This is a genomic window from Synechococcus sp. WH 5701 (assembly GCF_000153045.1).
Classification (GTDB): Bacteria; Cyanobacteriota; Cyanobacteriia; order PCC-6307; family Cyanobiaceae; genus Regnicoccus_A; species Regnicoccus_A antarcticus.
The window spans coordinates 1,679,620-1,696,644 of the sequence record NZ_CH724159.1 but is presented as its reverse complement, the minus strand read 5'-3'; the positions used below and the strand labels follow the sequence as shown (position 1 = coordinate 1,696,644).

General features: G+C 66.3%; 17 protein-coding genes. 9 read left to right on the top strand and 8 right to left on the bottom strand.

Features of this window, described 5'->3' with window-relative positions; all coding sequences use genetic code 11:
* The first annotated feature begins 131 nt into the window (after window positions 1-131).
* From WH5701_RS09580 to WH5701_RS09560, 5 genes are all read left to right on the top strand, one after another.
* On the top strand, window positions 132-1,121 hold the full coding sequence (locus tag WH5701_RS09580; protein ID WP_006172047.1) for a DnaJ C-terminal domain-containing protein: 990 nt from the start codon (window positions 132-134) through the stop codon (window positions 1,119-1,121).
* Between the two features lie 138 nt (window positions 1,122-1,259).
* Window positions 1,260-2,294, top strand: a complete 1,035-nt coding sequence (locus tag WH5701_RS09575) for an IS5 family transposase (RefSeq protein ID WP_006170455.1) — start codon at window positions 1,260-1,262, stop codon at window positions 2,292-2,294.
* A gap of 262 nt (window positions 2,295-2,556) precedes the next feature.
* On the top strand, window positions 2,557-3,558 hold the full coding sequence (gene hemB, locus WH5701_RS09570; RefSeq protein WP_006172046.1) for a porphobilinogen synthase: 1,002 nt from the start codon (window positions 2,557-2,559) through the stop codon (window positions 3,556-3,558).
* Between the two features lie 38 nt (window positions 3,559-3,596).
* Window positions 3,597-4,076, top strand: coding sequence for a VOC family protein (locus WH5701_RS09565; RefSeq protein WP_083781883.1), 480 nt, complete (start codon window positions 3,597-3,599; stop codon window positions 4,074-4,076).
* Window positions 4,077-4,087: 11 nt separating this feature from the next.
* A complete protein-coding gene (locus WH5701_RS09560) occupies window positions 4,088-6,490 on the top strand; it encodes an endonuclease MutS2 (RefSeq protein WP_006172044.1) in 2,403 nt (800 codons plus the stop codon).
* A 21-nt stretch (window positions 6,491-6,511) separates the two neighbouring features.
* On the opposite strand, the gene WH5701_RS09555 is transcribed toward WH5701_RS09560, so the two are convergent.
* Window positions 6,512-7,774, bottom strand: coding sequence for an ABC transporter ATP-binding protein (locus WH5701_RS09555; protein WP_037980869.1), 1,263 nt, complete (start codon window positions 7,772-7,774; stop codon window positions 6,512-6,514).
* A gap of 67 nt (window positions 7,775-7,841) precedes the next feature.
* Between WH5701_RS09555 and cgtA the strand changes: the two genes are divergently transcribed.
* Window positions 7,842-8,834 carry an Obg family GTPase CgtA gene (gene cgtA, locus WH5701_RS09550; protein WP_006172042.1) on the top strand — a complete coding sequence of 331 codons (993 nt, stop codon included), beginning with the start codon at window positions 7,842-7,844 and terminating at the stop codon, window positions 8,832-8,834.
* Between the two features lie 97 nt (window positions 8,835-8,931).
* Here the strand turns inward: cgtA and WH5701_RS09545 are convergent, their stop codons facing one another.
* The 4 genes from WH5701_RS09545 to WH5701_RS09530 all read right to left on the bottom strand — a co-directional run bounded on the left by WH5701_RS09545 (window position 8,932) and on the right by WH5701_RS09530 (window position 12,810).
* Window positions 8,932-9,150: a Calvin cycle protein CP12 gene (locus WH5701_RS09545; RefSeq protein WP_006172041.1), complete on the bottom strand. Its 219-nt coding sequence runs from the start codon at window positions 9,148-9,150 to the stop codon at window positions 8,932-8,934.
* Window positions 9,151-9,239: 89 nt separating this feature from the next.
* A complete protein-coding gene (gene abc-f, locus WH5701_RS09540; RefSeq protein ID WP_006172040.1) occupies window positions 9,240-11,183 on the bottom strand; it encodes a ribosomal protection-like ABC-F family protein in 1,944 nt (647 codons plus the stop codon).
* The gene (locus WH5701_RS09535) at window positions 11,180-11,842 is read right to left on the bottom strand and encodes a DUF2301 domain-containing membrane protein (RefSeq protein ID WP_006172039.1); all 663 of its coding nucleotides are present in this window, start codon (window positions 11,840-11,842) and stop codon (window positions 11,180-11,182) included. The genes abc-f and WH5701_RS09535 overlap by 4 nt, the downstream gene beginning before the upstream one ends.
* On the bottom strand, window positions 11,839-12,810 hold the full coding sequence (locus tag WH5701_RS09530) for a glutathione S-transferase C-terminal domain-containing protein (protein WP_006172038.1): 972 nt from the start codon (window positions 12,808-12,810) through the stop codon (window positions 11,839-11,841). Before WH5701_RS09530 ends, WH5701_RS09535 begins: the two co-directional genes overlap by 4 nt.
* 91 nt (window positions 12,811-12,901) lie before the next feature.
* Here WH5701_RS09530 and WH5701_RS09525 point away from each other — a divergent pair, with 91 nt between their 5' ends.
* Complete coding sequence (locus tag WH5701_RS09525) at window positions 12,902-13,840, top strand: aspartoacylase (protein ID WP_006172037.1); 939 nt, start codon at window positions 12,902-12,904, stop codon at window positions 13,838-13,840.
* A 19-nt stretch (window positions 13,841-13,859) separates the two neighbouring features.
* On the opposite strand, the gene WH5701_RS09520 is transcribed toward WH5701_RS09525, so the two are convergent.
* From WH5701_RS09520 to WH5701_RS18045, 3 genes are read right to left on the bottom strand one after another with little or no spacing between them, the layout of a single operon-like run.
* Window positions 13,860-14,288 (bottom strand): hypothetical protein, encoded by a 429-nt coding sequence (locus WH5701_RS09520; protein WP_037979890.1) that lies wholly within the window; start codon window positions 14,286-14,288, stop codon window positions 13,860-13,862.
* Window positions 14,289-14,340: 52 nt separating this feature from the next.
* A complete protein-coding gene (locus WH5701_RS09515) occupies window positions 14,341-14,670 on the bottom strand; it encodes a carbohydrate porin (protein ID WP_006172035.1) in 330 nt (109 codons plus the stop codon).
* Between the two features lie 45 nt (window positions 14,671-14,715).
* Window positions 14,716-14,853 (bottom strand): hypothetical protein, encoded by a 138-nt coding sequence (locus tag WH5701_RS18045; protein WP_006172034.1) that lies wholly within the window; start codon window positions 14,851-14,853, stop codon window positions 14,716-14,718.
* Window positions 14,854-15,189: 336 nt separating this feature from the next.
* Here WH5701_RS18045 and psbA point away from each other — a divergent pair, with 336 nt between their 5' ends.
* Together psbA and WH5701_RS09505 are read left to right on the top strand one after the other, a co-directional pair.
* Window positions 15,190-16,269, top strand: a complete 1,080-nt coding sequence (gene psbA / locus WH5701_RS09510) for a photosystem II q(b) protein (protein ID WP_006170931.1) — start codon at window positions 15,190-15,192, stop codon at window positions 16,267-16,269.
* Window positions 16,270-16,500: 231 nt separating this feature from the next.
* Complete coding sequence (locus WH5701_RS09505) at window positions 16,501-16,965, top strand: bacterioferritin (RefSeq protein ID WP_006172033.1); 465 nt, start codon at window positions 16,501-16,503, stop codon at window positions 16,963-16,965.
* The last annotated feature ends 60 nt before the right edge of the window (window positions 16,966-17,025 follow it).

Below are 17,025 nucleotides of genomic sequence, written 5' to 3'. Positions count from 1 at the left end.
TCGCACACTCAGATGTTCCGAGGCTAAGGCTGCGTTCGGGCTTCCGCCCTTTCTGGGGCCACCCGTTCAAGCCTCTGGCTGGGACACTGGGTCTCAGATTCACCGCCTCGCGAACCGATGAGCTTGCCTCGATGAGTGCCAACGGCTACCGCGACTATTTCAAGGTGCTGGGCGTCGAGCGCAGTGCGGATGCCGATGCCGTCAAGCGCTCGTTTCGCAAGCTGGCCCGCCAGTACCACCCGGATGTGAACCCCGGTGATGCCACGGCCGAGGCCAAGTTCAAGGAGATCAGCGAGGCCTATGAGGTGCTCTCCGATCCCGACAAGCGTCGGCGCTATGAGCAGTTCGGCCAGTACTGGAGTCAGGCCGGCGGGGCGCCTGGCGGGGCCCCGGGCTTCGATGTGGATTTCGGCCGCTACGGCAACTTCGACGAATTCATCAACGACCTGCTCGGTCGCTTCGGTGGGGCCCAGGGGAGTTCCGGTTTTGGGGCAGGCCCCGGAGGTTTCGGGTTCTCCGGTGGTTTTCCCGGCGGCTTCCCCAGCGGTTTCGGCGGACCGGCGACGGGTCGCAGCGGGACCCTCAACCTGGACGCGGAAGCCACCATCAGCCTCAGCTTTGCCGAAGCGTTCCGCGGCTGCGAGCGCACCCTGGCCGTCAACGAGGAGCGGGTGCAGGTGCGCATTCCGCCAGGGGTACGCAGTGGCAGTCGCCTGCGCCTCAAGGGCAAGGGCAACCTGCAGCCCGGCACCGGACGCCGCGGCGATCTCTATCTCAACCTTCAACTTCAGGACCACCCGATCTGGCGCCTGGATGGCGATCAGCTGCGCGCCGATCTACCCCTCAGCCTCGATGAACTGGCCCTGGGCGGCGAGGTGAGGGTGGCCACCCCCGACGGGGAAGCCACCGTGCAGGTGCCTCCCGGTGTGGCCCTGGGCCGCAGCCTGCGCCTCAAGGGCAAGGGCTGGCCGGTCAAGGACGGCCGTGGGGATCTGCTGCTCAGCCTCACCCTCAAGCTTCCGGAGCAGTTCAGCGACGCCGAGCGGCAGTTGCTGGAGAAGCTGCGCGAGGCCCGCAGTCTTGATCCTCGCCGTGAGTGGATGAGGGCGGCCCAGCTCTGAGTGCCATCCAGAAAATAATGAATTGAATTGAACTGAGAGGAATCATCTGATCCTCTTATGGGCACCTCGAAAAATCTACGTCGCTCCCTGACAGCCTATGAAATATGCAATAGAATTGGTTCAGTTCAACACAGCTGAATGGGACAGCGTGGATTCTGGGATGAGGAGAAGCGCATCCACAGGCTTCAGCAGAAGAAGCCCACGTTAGCGACCCTGTCCGAGACGATTCCCTGGGATGCCTTCAGGCCACTGCTGGAGCAGGGTTACAGCCATGAACGCAAGAGCAATGCTGGCCGTAAGCGGATTGATCCGATCATCCTCTTCAAGATGCTGGTGCTGCAGCAGCTGTTCAACCTCAGTGATGAGGAGCTGGAATTTCAGGTCAACGACAGACGCTCATTCGAGGAGTTTGTCGGACTGGGAGTGATGAACACCATTCCCGATGCCACCACTATTGCCTTCTTCCGCGAGCGGCTCCGCAAGGCGGGTGTTGTCGATGAGCTTTTTGAACGTTTTGAGGAGCACCTGCGGACCCATGGGCTGGAGGCCCGTGGTGGGCAGATCATCGATGCAACACTTGTCCCAGTTCCCAAACAGCGAAACTCAAGGGAGGAGAACAAGACCATCAAGGATGGAGCCATTCCAGAGAAGTGGTTGGACAAGCCAAACCGCTTGCGCCAGAAGGACACTGACGCTCGCTGGGTCAAGAAGAATGGCGTCAACCACTACGGCTACAAGAACAGCATCTGCATTGATGCCACTCACGGCTTCATTCGCAGATTTGCCATTACCCCAGCTAATATTCACGACAGCCAGATGCTTACGCAGGTGCTAGACCCTGAAAATAGGGATGACTTTGTCTGGGCTGATTCTGGCTATGCAGGTGCTCAGTTTGAGGATCTCCTGGACCTGGGTGGTTTTGAGAGCCGAATTCATGAAAAGGGCTCACGCTGCCATCCCTTGAGCGAGGAGGCCAAGGAACGGAACAAGGTCCGATCAACTGTACGGGCCAGGGTTGAGCATGTCTTTGGTGCAATCACAACCTGCATGCGCGGCAAGCTGACAAGGCGGATTGGACTGGCCAGAACGAAAGCTTGGTGGGGACTGCGTAATCTGACTTACAACTTTCTTCGATACCTGCATTGCAACTCAAAGGCAATGCTGGCTGTCTGATCATTCGGCAACGGGATAATTATCCCGCATTTAAGTCATGAATGTCAGTCATCAGGCGGATCTGCACGTGCAGAGGATGAGCATTTTGCTTCTCAAGGCAGCCTGGGTAGTGGCAATATTTCGAGGTGCCCTTATGGTGAATGCTTGGCACCCAGCCAAACCCACTTTCGATGGCTGCTGGGATCAGACTTGCTGGCGAATGTGAGGCTGAAAATGGGGGCGGAAGCCTGGGCTTTAGGATGGTCTCAAGTGATCCGACTGCATGGAGCTGACCTACCGTCCGCGGCGCCTGCGCCGCACACCGGCTCTGCGGGCCATGGTGCGCGAGTTTCAGCTGAGCCCGGCGGATTTCATCCTGCCGTTGTTCGTTCATGAAGGTGCCAGCAACGAGCCGATCGGTGCCATGCCCGGTGCCTTCCGCTGGAGCCTCGAGGGGCTGGTGGAGGAGGTGGGCCGTGCCTGGGATCTCGGCATCCGCTGCGTGGTGCTCTTCCCGAAGGTCGCCGATGGTCTCAAGACCGAAGACGGAGCTGAATGCTTCAACGAGGGTGGCCTGATCCCCCGGGCGATCCGACGGCTCAAGCAGGACCATCCCGGCATGGCGATCATGACCGACGTGGCCCTCGACCCCTACTCCTGTGATGGCCACGACGGCATCGTCAGCACCGAAGGTGAGGTGCTCAACGACGAGACCGTGGCGATCCTCTGTCGCCAGGCCGTGGCCCAGGCCAGGGCCGGCGCTGATCTGATCGGCCCCAGCGACATGATGGATGGCCGCGTGGGCGCCATCCGCGAGGCCCTCGATGAGGAGGGATTCGAGCACGTGGGGATCATCAGTTACACCGCCAAGTACGCCTCCGCGTATTACGGGCCCTTCCGCGAAGCCCTGGATTCCGCCCCGCGCACCGACTCCAGCAAACCCATTCCCAAGGACAAGAGCACCTACCAGATGGATCCGGCCAATGGCCGTGAGTCGCTCACCGAAGCCCTGCTCGATGAGCAGGAGGGTGCCGACATCCTGATGGTGAAGCCAGGCCTGGCCTACCTCGACATCATCCACCGCCTGCGCGGCGAAACCGAACTTCCGATCGCCGCTTACAACGTCAGCGGTGAATACTCCATGGTCAAGGCGGCCGCCGACCGGGGCTGGATCGATGAGCGTGCGGTGGTGCTGGAAACCCTGCTCTGCTTCAAACGGGCCGGGGCCGACCTGATCCTCACGTATCACGCCTGCGAGGCAGCCCGTTGGCTGCGGGAAGGCTGATCACGGCGGCGCCCAGCGAAGCCGGAGCCGCCCCGGTGATGCCCTCCGGCCAACCAGAATGGCGCCTGCGACAGGGAACGGCCATGGCCGTGCAGCGACTGGGCCATGTGGCCGTGCGGGTGCAGGACATGGCCCGGGCCAAGGCCTTCTACGAGGCGCTCGGTCTGCGCGTCACCTGGGATGCCGACGACTGGGCTTACCTCCAGTCGCCCGAATCCGGAGATGGCATCGCCCTGCTGGCCCCCAGCTACCGCCAGGCCGGCCCCCATTTCGCCTTTCACTTCGAGGACCGCGCCGGGGTGGATCGGGTCCATGCCCAGCTCGAGGCCTCCGGCCACCGGGTCGGGCCCGTCCATGACCACCGTGACGGCACCGCTTCCTTTTACCTGCAGGATTCCGAGGGCAACTGGCTGGAGATGCTCTACGAGCCCCCCACCGGCATCGTCTCCAACACCGGAGCGGCGGTGATTCCGCTCCAGGCGCGTGCCCAGGCCGGGCGAGGGCAGGAGCCGGTTTGAGCCCCCCCGCCATGGAGGCGATCGCCGCCGAAGCCCTGGAGCTGCTCGAGTGGGAACGGCTCGGCCAGCACCTGGCCAGCTTTGCGAGCACCAGCGCCGGCGCTGCCCATTGCCGGGCCCTGCCCCTGGCTGCCGATCGCTCCGAGAGTCTGCGCCTGCTCGCGGAAACCAGCGAGCTGCTGGGCCTCGATGGTCTGATCGAGGGCGGGCTCAGTTTCCAGGGGGCCGCCGATCTCACTGGCACCCTGCGCCACTGCGCCAAGGGGGGCACCGCCGGCGGCGAAGACCTGCTGGCGGTGGCCTCCACCCAGGCGGTGGCCCGCCGCCTGCGCCGGCAGATCGAGGCTCCCGAGCTGCGCCCCGTCTGCAGCCAGCTGATGGGCGATCTCCGCACCCTGCCGGAGCTGGAGCAGCGCCTGCGCTTCTGCCTGGAGGAGGGTGGCCGGGTGGCGGACCGGGCCAGCCCGGAGCTGGCGGGCTTGCGCCAGCAGCTGGCCGGCCTGCGCCAGCTGCGCCGCGATCGCCTCCAGGAGCTGATGCGTCGCCAGGGGGGCCTGCTCCAGGACAGCGTCATCGCTGAGCGCAACGGCCGCCCGGTGCTGGCGGTGAAGGTGACGGCCGCCTCCCAGCTGCCGGGCCTGGTTCATGACAGCTCCGCCTCGGGCAGCACCGTGTTCATCGAGCCGAAGGCGGTGATCACGCTCGGCAACCAGATCCGGGAGCTGGAAGGTCGGGAGCGCCAGGAGGAATGGCGGGTGCTCGCCAGCCTCAGTGCCCTGGTGGCCGAGGAGGCGCCAGCCCTTGAAGAGCTGCATCGGGTGCTGGTGGCCCTCGATGTCGCCCTGGCCAGGGCCCGCTATGGCCAATGGCTGGGGGCCGTGCGCCCGGAACTCTCCGCCGACCCCCAGGCGCCAGTCCTGCTGCGCGATCTGCGCCATCCTTTGCTGCTCTGGCAGGAGCGCCGCGGCGGGGAGGCCAAGGTGGTGCCGGTCACGGTGTCGGTGGGCGCGGAGCTGCGGGTGGTGGCGATCACCGGCCCCAACACCGGCGGCAAGACCGTGACTCTCAAGAGCGTGGGTCTGGCGGCCCTGATGGCCCGGGCTGGGCTGTTCCTGCCCTGCTCCGGCACTCCTCAGCTGCCCTGGTGCTCCCTGGTGCTGGCGGACATCGGTGATGAGCAGTCGTTGCAGCAGAACCTCTCCACCTTCAGCGGCCACGTGCGCCGCATCGCCCGCATCCTTGAAGCCCTCGACGCCCCCGCGGCGCCCGGCGCCACCCTGGTGCTGCTCGATGAGGTGGGGGCCGGCACCGATCCCACCGAAGGCACGGCTCTGGCGATCGCCCTGCTGCGCCATCTGGCGGAGCGGGCCCGGCTGACCATCGCCACCACCCATTTCGGTGAGCTCAAGGCGCTCAAGTACGCCGACAGCCGTTTCGAGAACGCCTCGGTGGCCTTCGACAGCGACACCCTCTCCCCCACCTATCACCTGCAATGGGGGATCCCAGGGCGCAGCAACGCCCTGGCGATCGCCAGTCGCCTGGGGCTTGATCAGGCGGTGATTGCCGAGGCCAATGGCCTGCTTGCGCCCCGGGGCGAGGGGGAACTGAACCAGGTGATCCGCGGCCTCGAAGACCAGCGCCGCCGCCAGCAGGAGGCGGCCGAGGAGGCGGCGGCTCTGCTGGCGCGTACGGAATTGCTGCATGAGGAGCTGCTGCAGCGCTGGCAGCAGCAGCAGGAGCAGTCGGCGGAATTGCAGGAGCAGCGGCGCCAGGCCCTGGAGCACTCGATCCGCGACGGGCAGCAGGAGGTGCGCCGCATCATCAGGCGTCTGCGCCAGGGCGGCGGCGATGGCGAGCGGGCCCGCCAGGCCGGAGTTCGGCTCAAGCAGCTCCAGGTTGAGCACACGCCCCAGCCCCAGCGCCGGGCCACCAGTGGCTGGCGGCCGGAGGTGGGGGAGCGCATTCGCCTGCTCTCCCTGGGCAAGGCGGCCCAGGTGCTGGAGATCAGCGCGGATGGTCGCGAACTGAGCGTGCGCTGCGGCGTGCTGCGGCTGCAGGTGGATCTTTCCGGCATCGAGAGCCTGCAGGGGGAGAAGCCCTCCCCACCCGAGCCGGCTCAGCCGCTGATCGAGGTGCGCGCCAGCGGGCGCCACCTGGGCGGCTCAGGCCCCCAGGTGCGCAGCGAACGCAACACCGTCGATGTGCGCGGGATGCGGGTGCATGAGGCGGAAGCCGCTGTGGAGGAGCAGCTGCGCAACGCCAATGGCCCACTCTGGGTGATTCATGGCATCGGCACCGGCAAGCTCAAGCGCGGCCTGCGCCAGTGGCTGGCCAGCGTGCCCTGGGTGGAGCGGGTCAGTGATGCCGAGCGAGGGGATGGCGGTCAGGGCTGCAGCGTGATCTGGCCGAAATGAGCTGCAGCCAAGGGCAGGGCGTCAGCTCAGGTCCGGCAGCACCACCTCCATCTCGTCCTGATGTCCGATGACGCCGGCCTTGGTGACGGTGGGCTTGGGTCTGGGCAGGGCCTCGCCGTTGGCCTCAAAGAAGCGCCATCCCTGCGGATCGATCTCCAGGTGGATCGTCTGCCCTGCCGCCAGGCGCTGGCCCGGGTCGGTGCGCACCTGAATCAGATGGCTGCCCTCGATCAGGCGACAACTGATCAGCACTTCGTTGCCGAGGGCCTCGAGATGGGTGATCTCCGCCGCCAGGTTGCGGTTGGTGGCGGGGGCCAGCTTGAAGTGCTCCGCCCGCAGCCCGGCTGTAAGGCTGCCGCTGTCCCCCGCGCGGGCTTCGAGGGCCTGGGCCATCTCCCCTTCCACCAGAAAGCGACGACCGGCGAGCTGAACCTGATCGACTCCGGCCTGCTCCACAGGCAGCAGGTTCATCGGCGGGCTGCCGATGAACTGGGCCACAAACAGGTTGGCGGGGTGTTCATAGAGCTCCATCGGTGTCCCCAGCTGCTGCAGACGTCCCTGGTTGAGCACGGCGATGCGGTGGCCCATCGTCATCGCCTCCACCTGGTCGTGGGTGACGTAGAGCGTGGTGATGCCCAGCTGCCGCTGCAGCGCCACGATCTGGGCCCGGGTGCCGGTGCGCAGCTTGGCGTCGAGGTTGCTGAGCGGTTCATCCATCAGGAACACCTTCGGCTGGCGGGCGATGGCCCGTCCCAGGGCCACCCGTTGCTTCTGTCCGCCGGAGAGTTCCTTGGGCAGGCGCTCGAGCAGTGGGGTGAGCTCCAGTTGCTGGGCCACCGCCTTGATCCGCTCCTCGATCCGCCGCTCCCGCTCCGAAGCGACCCGCAGCCCGGCGGGCAGGCGCCGCGTGAAGCGGTGAAGTCCGTCCTGCAGATGCTGAACGGTGGTCCTGGGCCGGCTGCGCCGCAGCCCGAAGCCGATGTTGTCGGCGACGCTCAGGTGGGGATAAAGGGCGTAGCTCTGGAACACCATCGCCACATCCCGCTGGGCCGGCCGCAAGCCACTCACGGCGCGCTCCCCCACCAGGATCTCACCGCTGCTGGGGGTTTCCAGGCCCGCCAGGATGCGCAGCAGGGTGCTTTTGCCACAGCCCGAGGGCCCCACCAGCACCAGGAATTCGCCGTCGTGCACGGTCAGATCCAGCTGCCGCAGCACCTCCACCGGCGCGCTCCCCCGCCGGGGAGGGAAGGTCTTGCTGACCTTCTGGAAGCGCACCTCAGCCAACATCAGCCCTCCGACCGGCCGATCCTAGGGTTGGTGATCCATCCGGCCCAGTCCCTGCGGTCTTCCCTTGCAGTTCATTGATCAAGCCCGCATCGCGGTCCAGGGCGGCCGTGGCGGAGATGGCATCGTCGCCTTCAGACGTGAAAAGTACGTTCCCGCCGGTGGTCCCTCCGGCGGCGATGGCGGTCATGGCGGCACCGTATGGCTCGAGGCCGATCCGAACCTGCAGACCCTGCTCGACTTCAAATACAAGCGACTGTTCGAGGCCCCGGAAGGACGCCGCGGCGGGCCCAACAGGCGCAGTGGTGCCAGCGGCGACGACCTGGTGATCCGGGTGCCCTGCGGCACCGAAGTGCGTCTGCAGGAGAGCGAGGAGCTGCTCGGTGACCTCACCGAACCGGGTGACCGGCTGCGGGTGGCGGCCGGGGGACGCGGCGGCCTCGGCAACGCCCACTACCTGAGCAACCGCAACCGGGCGCCGGAGAAGTGCACCGAGGGCAGGGACGGTGAGGAGCGCCAGCTGCAGCTGGAGCTCAAGCTGCTGGCGGAGGTGGGCATCATCGGCCTGCCCAATGCTGGCAAGAGCACCCTGATCAGCGTGCTCTCCGCCGCCAAGCCCAAGATTGCCGATTACCCCTTCACCACCCTGGTGCCCAACCTGGGGGTGGTGCGCCGCCCCAGCGGCGATGGCACCGTCTTCGCCGATATCCCCGGCCTGATCGCCGGCGCGGCCCAGGGGGCCGGCCTGGGCCACGACTTCCTGCGCCACATCGAGCGCACCCGTCTGCTGGTGCACCTGGTGGATGCCTCCAGCGCCGATGTCACCAGTGACTTGGCGGTGGTGGAACAGGAGCTGCTGGCCTACGGCCATGGCCTCGATCAGCGCCCCAGGATCCTGGCCCTCAACAAAAGTGAGCTGCTGCTGCCTGATCAGCTGGAGGCCGCCCGGGCCTCCCTGGCTGCTCTCTGGGGTGGTGAGGTGCTGCTGATCTCGGCGGCCACCAAATCCGGCCTCGACGGATTGCTCGCTGAGGTCTGGAAGGAGCTGGGGATCCAGTGAGAGCCAATGGGCAAATATGGGTCCGCATCAAACCCCCCCCCAGATGGGGGGTACGGCCCCATACAGAAAGGCCTGGGGTCAGAGTGGTTAAGACTGATCAGTCGTCGTAGACCCTGCACTCGGGAGCTTCGGGGTTGAGATCGCAATAGACCTCGAGGGAATTGGGATCGTGATCGTCCTCGGGGTGATGCGATTTGTATTCCTCGAGCGACTTGAGCTCGTCTTCGAGGTGGCGCACCTTCGCCTCGTTGCCGACGGCCTTGGCCGTTTCGATCTCGATCTGATCCTTGCGGATGTGCTCGTCGATGGAAGTCATAGGAAGGCCGGCCTTCGGCTACCGGAGCTTTTCGAAACCACCATACGGGGGCCCACCCGTGCTCAGGGGGCAATGTGATCCAGCGCTGATCAATCGCCCAGCTCACTGAGCTCCAGCCAGCGCTCCTCGCCGTGCTCGATGCGCTCCAGCAGAGCGGCCAGGTCGTGGGTGAGGCTCTCGAGGCGGGAGTAGTCGCCGCCGGCACCGCCTGCCAGTTCCTGCTCCAGCTGTGCCCTCCGGGCTTCCCATTCCGGCAGCGACCGCTCCAGCTCCTCCAGTTCCCGGTTTTGCTTGAAGCTGCGGCGCCGGGCGGCTGGGGCCACCGGCTCCTGGACCGCTGCGGTCGAAGCCGCTGATGGAGTGGGTGCCGCGGCAGCCGTGCCCGCTGAGGGCGCCGCTGCCACCCGCTCCAGGTAGGCGCTGTAGTTGCCCTCGTGACGCCTGAGCTCTCCGGCTTCAAAGCAGAACAACCGGTCGACGGTGCGGTCGAGGAAGTAGCGATCGTGGGAGACCACCACCACACAGCCGCGGAAATCCTCCAGGAAGTCTTCGAGCACCGTGAGGGTGTGCACGTCGAGGTCGTTGGTGGGCTCATCGAGCAGCAGCACGTTGGGGGCGCTGATCAGCAGCCGGCAGAGGTAGAGCCGCCGCCGCTCACCGCCTGAGAGGCGCCCGATCGGGCTGTGCTGCTGGGCGGGAGGGAACAGGAACCGCTCCAGCAGCTGGGAGGCGCTGACGGCCACCCCGCCCACCTCGATGCGGCTGGCCTCCTCCTGCACGTAGTCGATCAGTTTGCGCTCCAGCCCCCGGCCACTGGAGAGCCCCTCAGCCTGCTGATCGAAGTAGGCCAGCTTCACCGTGCTGCCCAGCTCCAGGCGACCCTGCTGGGGCTGGCGGCGGCCGGCGATCAGATCGAGCAGGGTGGATTTCCCTGAACCGTTGGCCCCGATGATCCCCACCCGGTCTTCGGGGCTGAAGTCGTAACTGAAATCGCGCAGCAGGGGTCGCCCCCCCCCTGACGCTCCGTCGGCAGGACCGGCGCTCGGTTCGGCCCACACGCTGAGATGCTCCGCTGTGATCGCCTTCTTGCCGAGGCGGCGCTGGGCGGTGGCCAGGCTGAGCTGCCCCTTGCTCTGGCGTTTCGGGGCCTCCTGCATCGCCTCGATCCGCTGGATCCGGGCTTTCTGCTTGGTGCTGCGGGCCTGGGGACCGCGGCGCAGCCACTCCAGTTCCCGCCGCAGGGCCCCCTTGAACTTCGCGGCGCTGGCGGCTTCGATCGCCTCCTCGTCGGCCTTGGTCTGCAGGTAGGTGGCGTAGTTACCGGGATAGCTGCGGGCCACGCCCCGGTCCACCTCGACGATGCGGCGGGCCACCCGGTCGAGCACGTAGCGGTCGTGGGTGATCAGCACCAGGGCGCCGGGGAAGCGATCAAGCTGCCCCTGCAGCCATTCGATGCAGAGGGCGTCGAGGTGGTTGGTGGGCTCATCGAGCAGGAGCACATCGGGCTCGGCCACCAGGGCCGCGGCAAGCGCCAGCCGTTTGCGGAATCCGCCGGAAAGGTCGCCCACCCGCCGGTGCACGTCGCTGATGCCCAGGCGCTCGAGCACCTCACGGCACTGCTGCTCCAGGCTCCAGGCGTTGGCCTGGTCCATGCGTTCCTGCAGGTCGCTGAGCTCGCCGAGCAGGGCCTGATCCGCGGGATCGTTCGCCAGGTCCTGGCTCACTTCGGTGAAGCGGCGCAGCAGTGCCATCTTCTCGCCGCTGTCCTCGAACACCTGCTCGAGCACGGTGCGCTCGGGATCGAGATCCGGCTCCTGGGCCACCATCACCACCTTCAACCGCCCGGAGCAGCGCCGCTCCCCTTCCCCGGGAGGTTCGAGGCCCGCCAGCAGCCGCAACAGGGTGGATTTGCCGGCGCCATTGGGGCCGATCAGCCCCAGGCGGTCGCGCTCCTGCAGGTGCAGGTTGAGGTCTTCAAAGAGGGTGCGAAGGCCGAAGTCCTTGCTGACCCCCACCAGGCTGATCAGGGTCACGCTTGCGAGGGAGGCCTCTGGCTCTCCAGGTAAGCAAAGACGCTTTTGTCGCCCACATCGGCGGCGGCCTGCATCGGGAATTTGCGCAGGGTCAGGATCAGCAGCAGCGCCGCCTCGATGGCCAGCAGCGTGAAGGTGGTGCGCTCATCGAGCAGGCCCACCAGGCGGCCCAGCAGCGCTACCGGCAGCAGCAGGGTCACCCCGATCGCTTCGGGCCGCTGGAAGCAGAAGAATTCCTTGAAGCCCACGCCCGCCAAGGCCGCAAAGAACGGCCCCACCGCCCAGATCCAGCGGGAGTCGGTCGCCACGGCGTCGAGCATGGCGCCCTGGCCCTGCTGAAGGGCCAGGGCCACCCCGCCGGCGCAGCCCAGCAACCAGAACAGCTGCAGGGCCCGGTGCAGTGGACGCAGATAGATGTGAATCCAGCGCAAGGCCAGCCCCAGCCCCACGGCCATCAGCACCAGCCAGGGCCAGAGCCCCTGGCTGCCCCGGTTGGCCCACTGCAGCAGCAGGCCTCCCTGGGCCAGGGCCACCCCCAGCAGGGCCATGCGGTAGCCCAGCACTTCGCGGCGGTCGCGGGCTGTGATCGTGAACGGTCCATAGATGCCCTCGAACACCGGATCGTCCGGGCTGCCCTCGTGCTGGGATCGATCGGTCATGGCTGGGGTCGCTCGGGAGCAGGGCCTGTCACCAGTGTGGCCAGATCCGCCCCCGCCGGAACGATCCCCGAGGGGTGCAGGGGAAACAGGGCCCCGAAGTAGTCGCGGCGCCACGAGTCCGGGAAGCAGGTGGCGGCGACCCCGGGGAGGGCGTAGAGGCGGGCACGCCAGGCCATCAGGGCCGGGAAACTCCAGAGTGGCCGGCGGCTGCAGCCGAACAGGGGGGCATAGACCAGCTCCAGGCGGATCAGGGTGGGGAAGAGCACCACATCCGCCAGGGTGAGCCGGTTGCCGCACAGCCATGGTCCGCCCCGCTCCAGGGCTGTCTCAGCCGCTTCGAGGCTGGCGAACAGTTCGGCTTCGGCCTGGTCATAGGCGGCCTGGGTGCGCGCGAAACCGCAGCGGTAGACCCCATCGTTCACCGTTCCCTGCAGCCGCTGCCGCCAGTGGCCGATCGCCTGCGCCTGGTCCTCGGGCAACAGATCCGGAGCCCCCTCTGGCGCGGGCCAGCGGTTGAGCAGCTCGATCAGCCGGGCGCTCTCGTTCACCAGGATTCGGCGGCCGGTACGGTCGTAGAGGGCGGGCACCGTGGCACGGGCCTTCGGGTCGCCGCCACTGCGCCGGTAGAGATCCACCAGGGCGCTGGCCCCCTCGTAGGGGGTGTCGAAGCGCCAGCGCCCCGCTTTGGGATCGGGCTCCACCACCACCAGCTCCAGGCTGCCGGCGAGCTGGCGCAGGCTCCACACCAGCCAGGCCCGGTGGGCCCAGGGGCAGCTGCGCCCCACGATCAGCCCATGGACGCCCGTTTTGCCTGCTGTGGCCGGCAGTTCCGGAGCGACAGCGAAGGCGCTCTCGGGCCGCCGGTAGTTCCCGGCCGCGTCAGCTGGACCGAGACCCTTCATCAACTGCTGCCACTGGCAGCGCCAGGCGGCACGCACGCTGGCGACCAGCAGGGGTGGAACAGCCATGGCAGTCTCCAGCGCTCCCTCCGACTCTGGCCCGCAGCGGCCTCACGCTGCGCCAGGCTGGTCGCACATTGGATCTGCAGGAGGCTTGGCGATGGGCGCGGCAGCGGTTCTGGTGGTGGCCGGCACCCATGGCAATGAGCGCAATGCTCCCTGGCTGCTGGAGCACTGGCTGGCTCACCCCGGCGCCCTCGATGCCGCCGGTCTGGCGCTGCAACTGGTGATCGGCAATCCAGGAGCCCTCGCAGCAGGCCGCCGCTACCTTGATCGCGACCTGAACCGCTCCTTCACCAGCGCCTTGCTCGAGGCCCCGGGCCCGGCTGATCGGGAGGTGCAGCGGGCCCGGGAGCTGCTGGCCCTGCACGGACCGGCAGGATCCCGGCCCTGCGCCCTGGTGCTCGATCTGCACAGCACCACCGCCGCCATGGGTAATTCCCTGGTCGTGTATGGGCGGCGGCCTGTGGATCTGGCCCTGGCTGCGGGCATTCAGGCGCTGCTGGGCTTGCCGATCTACCTGCATGAGGCCGATGCGAGCCAGCAAGGGTTTCTGCTGGAGTGCTGGCCTTGCGGCCTGGTGATCGAGGTGGGCCCGGTGCCTCAGGGGGTGGTCAATGCCGCCATCTGCCACCAGACCCAGCGGGCCCTGGAGGCCGCTCTGGCGGTGCTGGCCTCAGCACGCCGAGGTGATCTGGCCCTGCCCCGGGGCCTCACGGTGCACCGCCACCTGGGCAGCCTCGATCTGCCGCGGCATCCCGATGGCCGCCCGGCCGCCTGCCTGCATCCGCTGCGCCAGCACCGCGATTGGCAAGTGATCCGCCCTGGAGATCCCCTCTTCGTCACGGCGGGCGGTGAAACCCTTCGCTATGAGCCCACCGATCCCGAGCCGCTCTGGCCGGTGTTCATCAACGAAGCGGCCTACGGTGAAAAGGGCATCGCCCTGAGCCTCACCCGCCGCGAACGCTGGCCTTGCGAGGCCGCCTGGGCAGAGGACCTGCAGCAACTCGCCAAACATCTCACCCTTTCAACTGGCTGATCTGCCAGAGCTCAGACCCTCAGATCGCCGGGGCGTCGGGTTCAGGCTCAGTCTCAGGCATTGGAGACTGCTCGGGGGCCTGTTGCTCAGGCCTGGGGGCACCGTTGTAGATCACCTTCACAACGGAGCGGCCATCGGCTGAGACTTCGATCTCGGTTTCCGCTGTGGGCGCCAGCCCCAGGATCTGCCAGCCAGGAGGCCCTCCCAGGAAGCGGAAGATGTAGCCCTTGGCATCGCCCTTGATCAGGCAGTCGCCGCCACCGCGGTTGTACATGCAGGCATCAGGCCTGTAGACGGTCAGACCACCGTTCAGCCGCTCTGCGTACATGCGGGCCACATTGGTGGCCCGCTGGCGGGTGAAGGGGAAGAGCTCGTAGCTGTCCTGGGCCAGGGAGGGCGAGGCGGCAAGGAGAGCCACGCAGGCCGAGAGAGCAAGAAGTTGTCGCATGAATGACACCTTGGATCAGGCGTGCTCGGCTCAGGGGCGGACCGTGTCCAGATCAGCCACAGGCCCAGGTGCCCTGCTCCTTGGTGCAGGGAAGATCCGTCGAGCTGCCATCGGCCCAGTAGATCCGCAGGCGGTCGTCCTGGCTGTCCATCCGGAAGGTCAGCGACTTGACCACCCCGGCTGGGGGCTTTCCTGAGGGGTCGGCGGGATCAGGGCGGGCTGGACTCGCCAGGCGCTGCTCAATCTGCTGGAGGCGCTGCTCCAGTTGTTCCAGACGCTGACTGTCCTTGGACGGGGTACTGGGACAGCCAGCCAGACCCAGTGCGAGCAGAGCCAGGCCTCCGGCAATCAGGGGTCTCGAGGCGCGTGAACGCAAGGGCATCGCCGCGGCGGATCGAATGGGTGTTCCGAACAGATAGCAAGGGCGTCAGGCGTTGACCAGACGCTCACTCCAGTAGATGACAGCTCCGAGGCTCTCCAGCTGGAGCCGGCGCTGGCGCGCCTGGCTGACGGGCATGGTTTCGCTGGAGCGGTTGCCGTCAAGATCCCAGCAGATCAGGACCATGGGATCACCTTCTCGAAGGGGCTGAAGAAAACCTTAAGACCGGTTGGTGTCTGTTGGTACGGATTCCCCACGCACTGTCGCAAAGGCGACACGTGCTTTGTGTTGCGTCCAAATCGCTCGGGTCAGCGGGGGCCTGCGTTCCTGAACGCCATCCCAGGCGCTCCTTGCCGGAGCCCCCACCCGACCCGGAAGCAAACCTTAAGCGCTTCACACATCCCGCAACGTCCTGTTACATTTGAGTGAGGCGAAGGGCTCTCGGGCCCACCGGACGGGTTTCCCGCTCCGGCATTTCGTCCTACCTAACCGACCCCTTCGGGGGCCACTACCCACGCTCTCATGACCACCACCCTTCAGCAGCGCCAAGGCGCGTCTGCCTGGAGCCAGTTCTGCGAGTGGGTCACCTCCACCAACAACCGTCTCTACGTCGGTTGGTTCGGTGTGCTGATGATCCCCACCCTGCTGGCTGCCACGATCTGCTTCATCGTGGCCTTCGTCGCTGCTCCTCCCGTCGACATCGACGGCATCCGTGAGCCTGTCGCCGGCTCCCTGCTTTACGGCAACAACATCATCTCCGGTGCTGTTGTTCCTTCCAGCAACGCCATCGGCCTGCACTTCTACCCGATCTGGGAAGCCGCCAGCCTCGACGAGTGGCTGTACAACGGCGGTCCCTACCAGCTGGTGATCTTCCACTTCCTGATCGGCATTTTCTGCTACATGGGCCGCGAGTGGGAACTCTCCTACCGCCTCGGCATGCGTCCCTGGATCTGCGTGGCCTACAGCGCCCCTGTGGCCGCTGCCTCGGCTGTGTTCCTGATCTATCCCTTCGGTCAGGGTTCCTTCTCCGACGGCATGCCCCTCGGCATCTCCGGCACCTTCAACTTCATGCTGGTGTTCCAGGCTGAGCACAACATCCTGATGCACCCCTTCCACATGCTGGGTGTGGCGGGTGTGTTCGGTGGCTCCCTGTTCTCCGCCATGCACGGTTCGCTGGTGACCTCCTCGCTGGTGCGTGAAACCACCGAGAGCGAGAGCCAGAACTACGGCTACAAGTTCGGCCAGGAAGAGGAGACCTACAACATCGTGGCTGCCCACGGTTACTTCGGTCGCCTGATCTTCCAATACGCCTCGTTCAACAACAGCCGCAGCCTGCACTTCTTCCTGGCTGCCTGGCCCGTGGTCGGCATCTGGTTCACCGCCCTTGGCGTGAGCACGATGGCCTTCAACCTGAACGGCTTCAACTTCAACCAGTCGATCCTCGACGGCCAGGGCCGCGTGATCAACACCTGGGCTGATGTGCTGAACCGCGCTGGTCTGGGCATGGAAGTGATGCACGAGCGCAACGCGCACAACTTCCCGCTGGACCTGGCTTCTGCTGAAGCCACTCCCGTGGCGCTGACCGCCCCCGCGATCGGCTGATCCTGAGCCGAGCTTCCGGATCAAGTAACAACAGGGTTTGAGTCCCATAGCCCTCCGCATCGCGGGGGGCTTTTTGCTGGTTGGGGCGTGACACGCTGCCGTCTATGTCCTGCCCATTCCAGGCGCTTATGGTCCTGCAAGGGGATCGGACCTAGCCTGAGGTGGAGCCAAGGCCCGTGGACCCGATCCTGCGCCCAGGGCATGTCTCCGTTCCCAGCAGAGGAGTGGGTTATGGAAACGATCAAGGCCGCGGCGAAACAGGCCATGGTGGAGGCCCTCAACCGGATCCTGGAGCTGGAGCTGGCAGGAGTGGTGAAGTACACCCACTACGCGCTCATGGTCTATGGCTACAATCGAATCCCTATCATGTCGTGGCTGAAAGGCAATGCCACCGAGGGGCTTGATCATGCCCACAGGGCCGGGGAGATGGTCACCCTGCTCGGCGCTCATCCGTCGCTGCGCATCGGAACCCTGCTGGAAACCCACAAGCACGATATCGGCGACATTCTTCGCGAGAGCCTTGAGCATGAGTCGATGGCGCTGAATGCTTACTACGGCCTGCTGAAGCTTGCTGAAGGTCAATCCGTTCTTCTCGAAGAATATGCGCGCGAGATGATCGTGCTCGAAGAGATGCATCTCGACGAGGTGAATAAGATGCTGCGTCGCCCTGGCGAGTTGGAGCCCTTCCCCGCCTGAGCGCCAGCTGTACCTTGCTGGGGCGATCCCTGATCTTGCCCATGTGCCGTTGAGCTCATC

What these genes read in the sequence shown, in the direction of transcription:
- WH5701_RS09580 (WP_006172047.1), top strand. Translation starts at nt 132, where the DNA reads ATGAGTGCCAACGGCTACCGCGACTATTTCAAGGTGCTGGGCGTCGAG.
- WH5701_RS09575 (WP_006170455.1), top strand. Translation starts at nt 1,260, where the DNA reads ATGGGACAGCGTGGATTCTGGGATGAGGAGAAGCGCATCCACAGGCTT.
- hemB (WP_006172046.1), top strand. Translation starts at nt 2,557, where the DNA reads ATGGAGCTGACCTACCGTCCGCGGCGCCTGCGCCGCACACCGGCTCTG.
- WH5701_RS09565 (WP_083781883.1), top strand. Translation starts at nt 3,597, where the DNA reads ATGCCCTCCGGCCAACCAGAATGGCGCCTGCGACAGGGAACGGCCATG.
- WH5701_RS09560 (WP_006172044.1), top strand. Translation starts at nt 4,088, where the DNA reads ATGGAGGCGATCGCCGCCGAAGCCCTGGAGCTGCTCGAGTGGGAACGG.
- WH5701_RS09545 (WP_006172041.1), bottom strand. Translation starts at nt 9,150, where the DNA reads ATGACTTCCATCGACGAGCACATCCGCAAGGATCAGATCGAGATCGAA.
- WH5701_RS09535 (WP_006172039.1), bottom strand. Translation starts at nt 11,842, where the DNA reads ATGACCGATCGATCCCAGCACGAGGGCAGCCCGGACGATCCGGTGTTC.
- WH5701_RS09530 (WP_006172038.1), bottom strand. Translation starts at nt 12,810, where the DNA reads ATGGCTGTTCCACCCCTGCTGGTCGCCAGCGTGCGTGCCGCCTGGCGC.
- WH5701_RS09525 (WP_006172037.1), top strand. Translation starts at nt 12,902, where the DNA reads ATGGGCGCGGCAGCGGTTCTGGTGGTGGCCGGCACCCATGGCAATGAG.
- WH5701_RS09520 (WP_037979890.1), bottom strand. Translation starts at nt 14,288, where the DNA reads ATGCGACAACTTCTTGCTCTCTCGGCCTGCGTGGCTCTCCTTGCCGCC.
- WH5701_RS09515 (WP_006172035.1), bottom strand. Translation starts at nt 14,670, where the DNA reads ATGCCCTTGCGTTCACGCGCCTCGAGACCCCTGATTGCCGGAGGCCTG.
- WH5701_RS18045 (WP_006172034.1), bottom strand. Translation starts at nt 14,853, where the DNA reads ATGGTCCTGATCTGCTGGGATCTTGACGGCAACCGCTCCAGCGAAACC.
- psbA (WP_006170931.1), top strand. Translation starts at nt 15,190, where the DNA reads ATGACCACCACCCTTCAGCAGCGCCAAGGCGCGTCTGCCTGGAGCCAG.
- WH5701_RS09505 (WP_006172033.1), top strand. Translation starts at nt 16,501, where the DNA reads ATGGAAACGATCAAGGCCGCGGCGAAACAGGCCATGGTGGAGGCCCTC.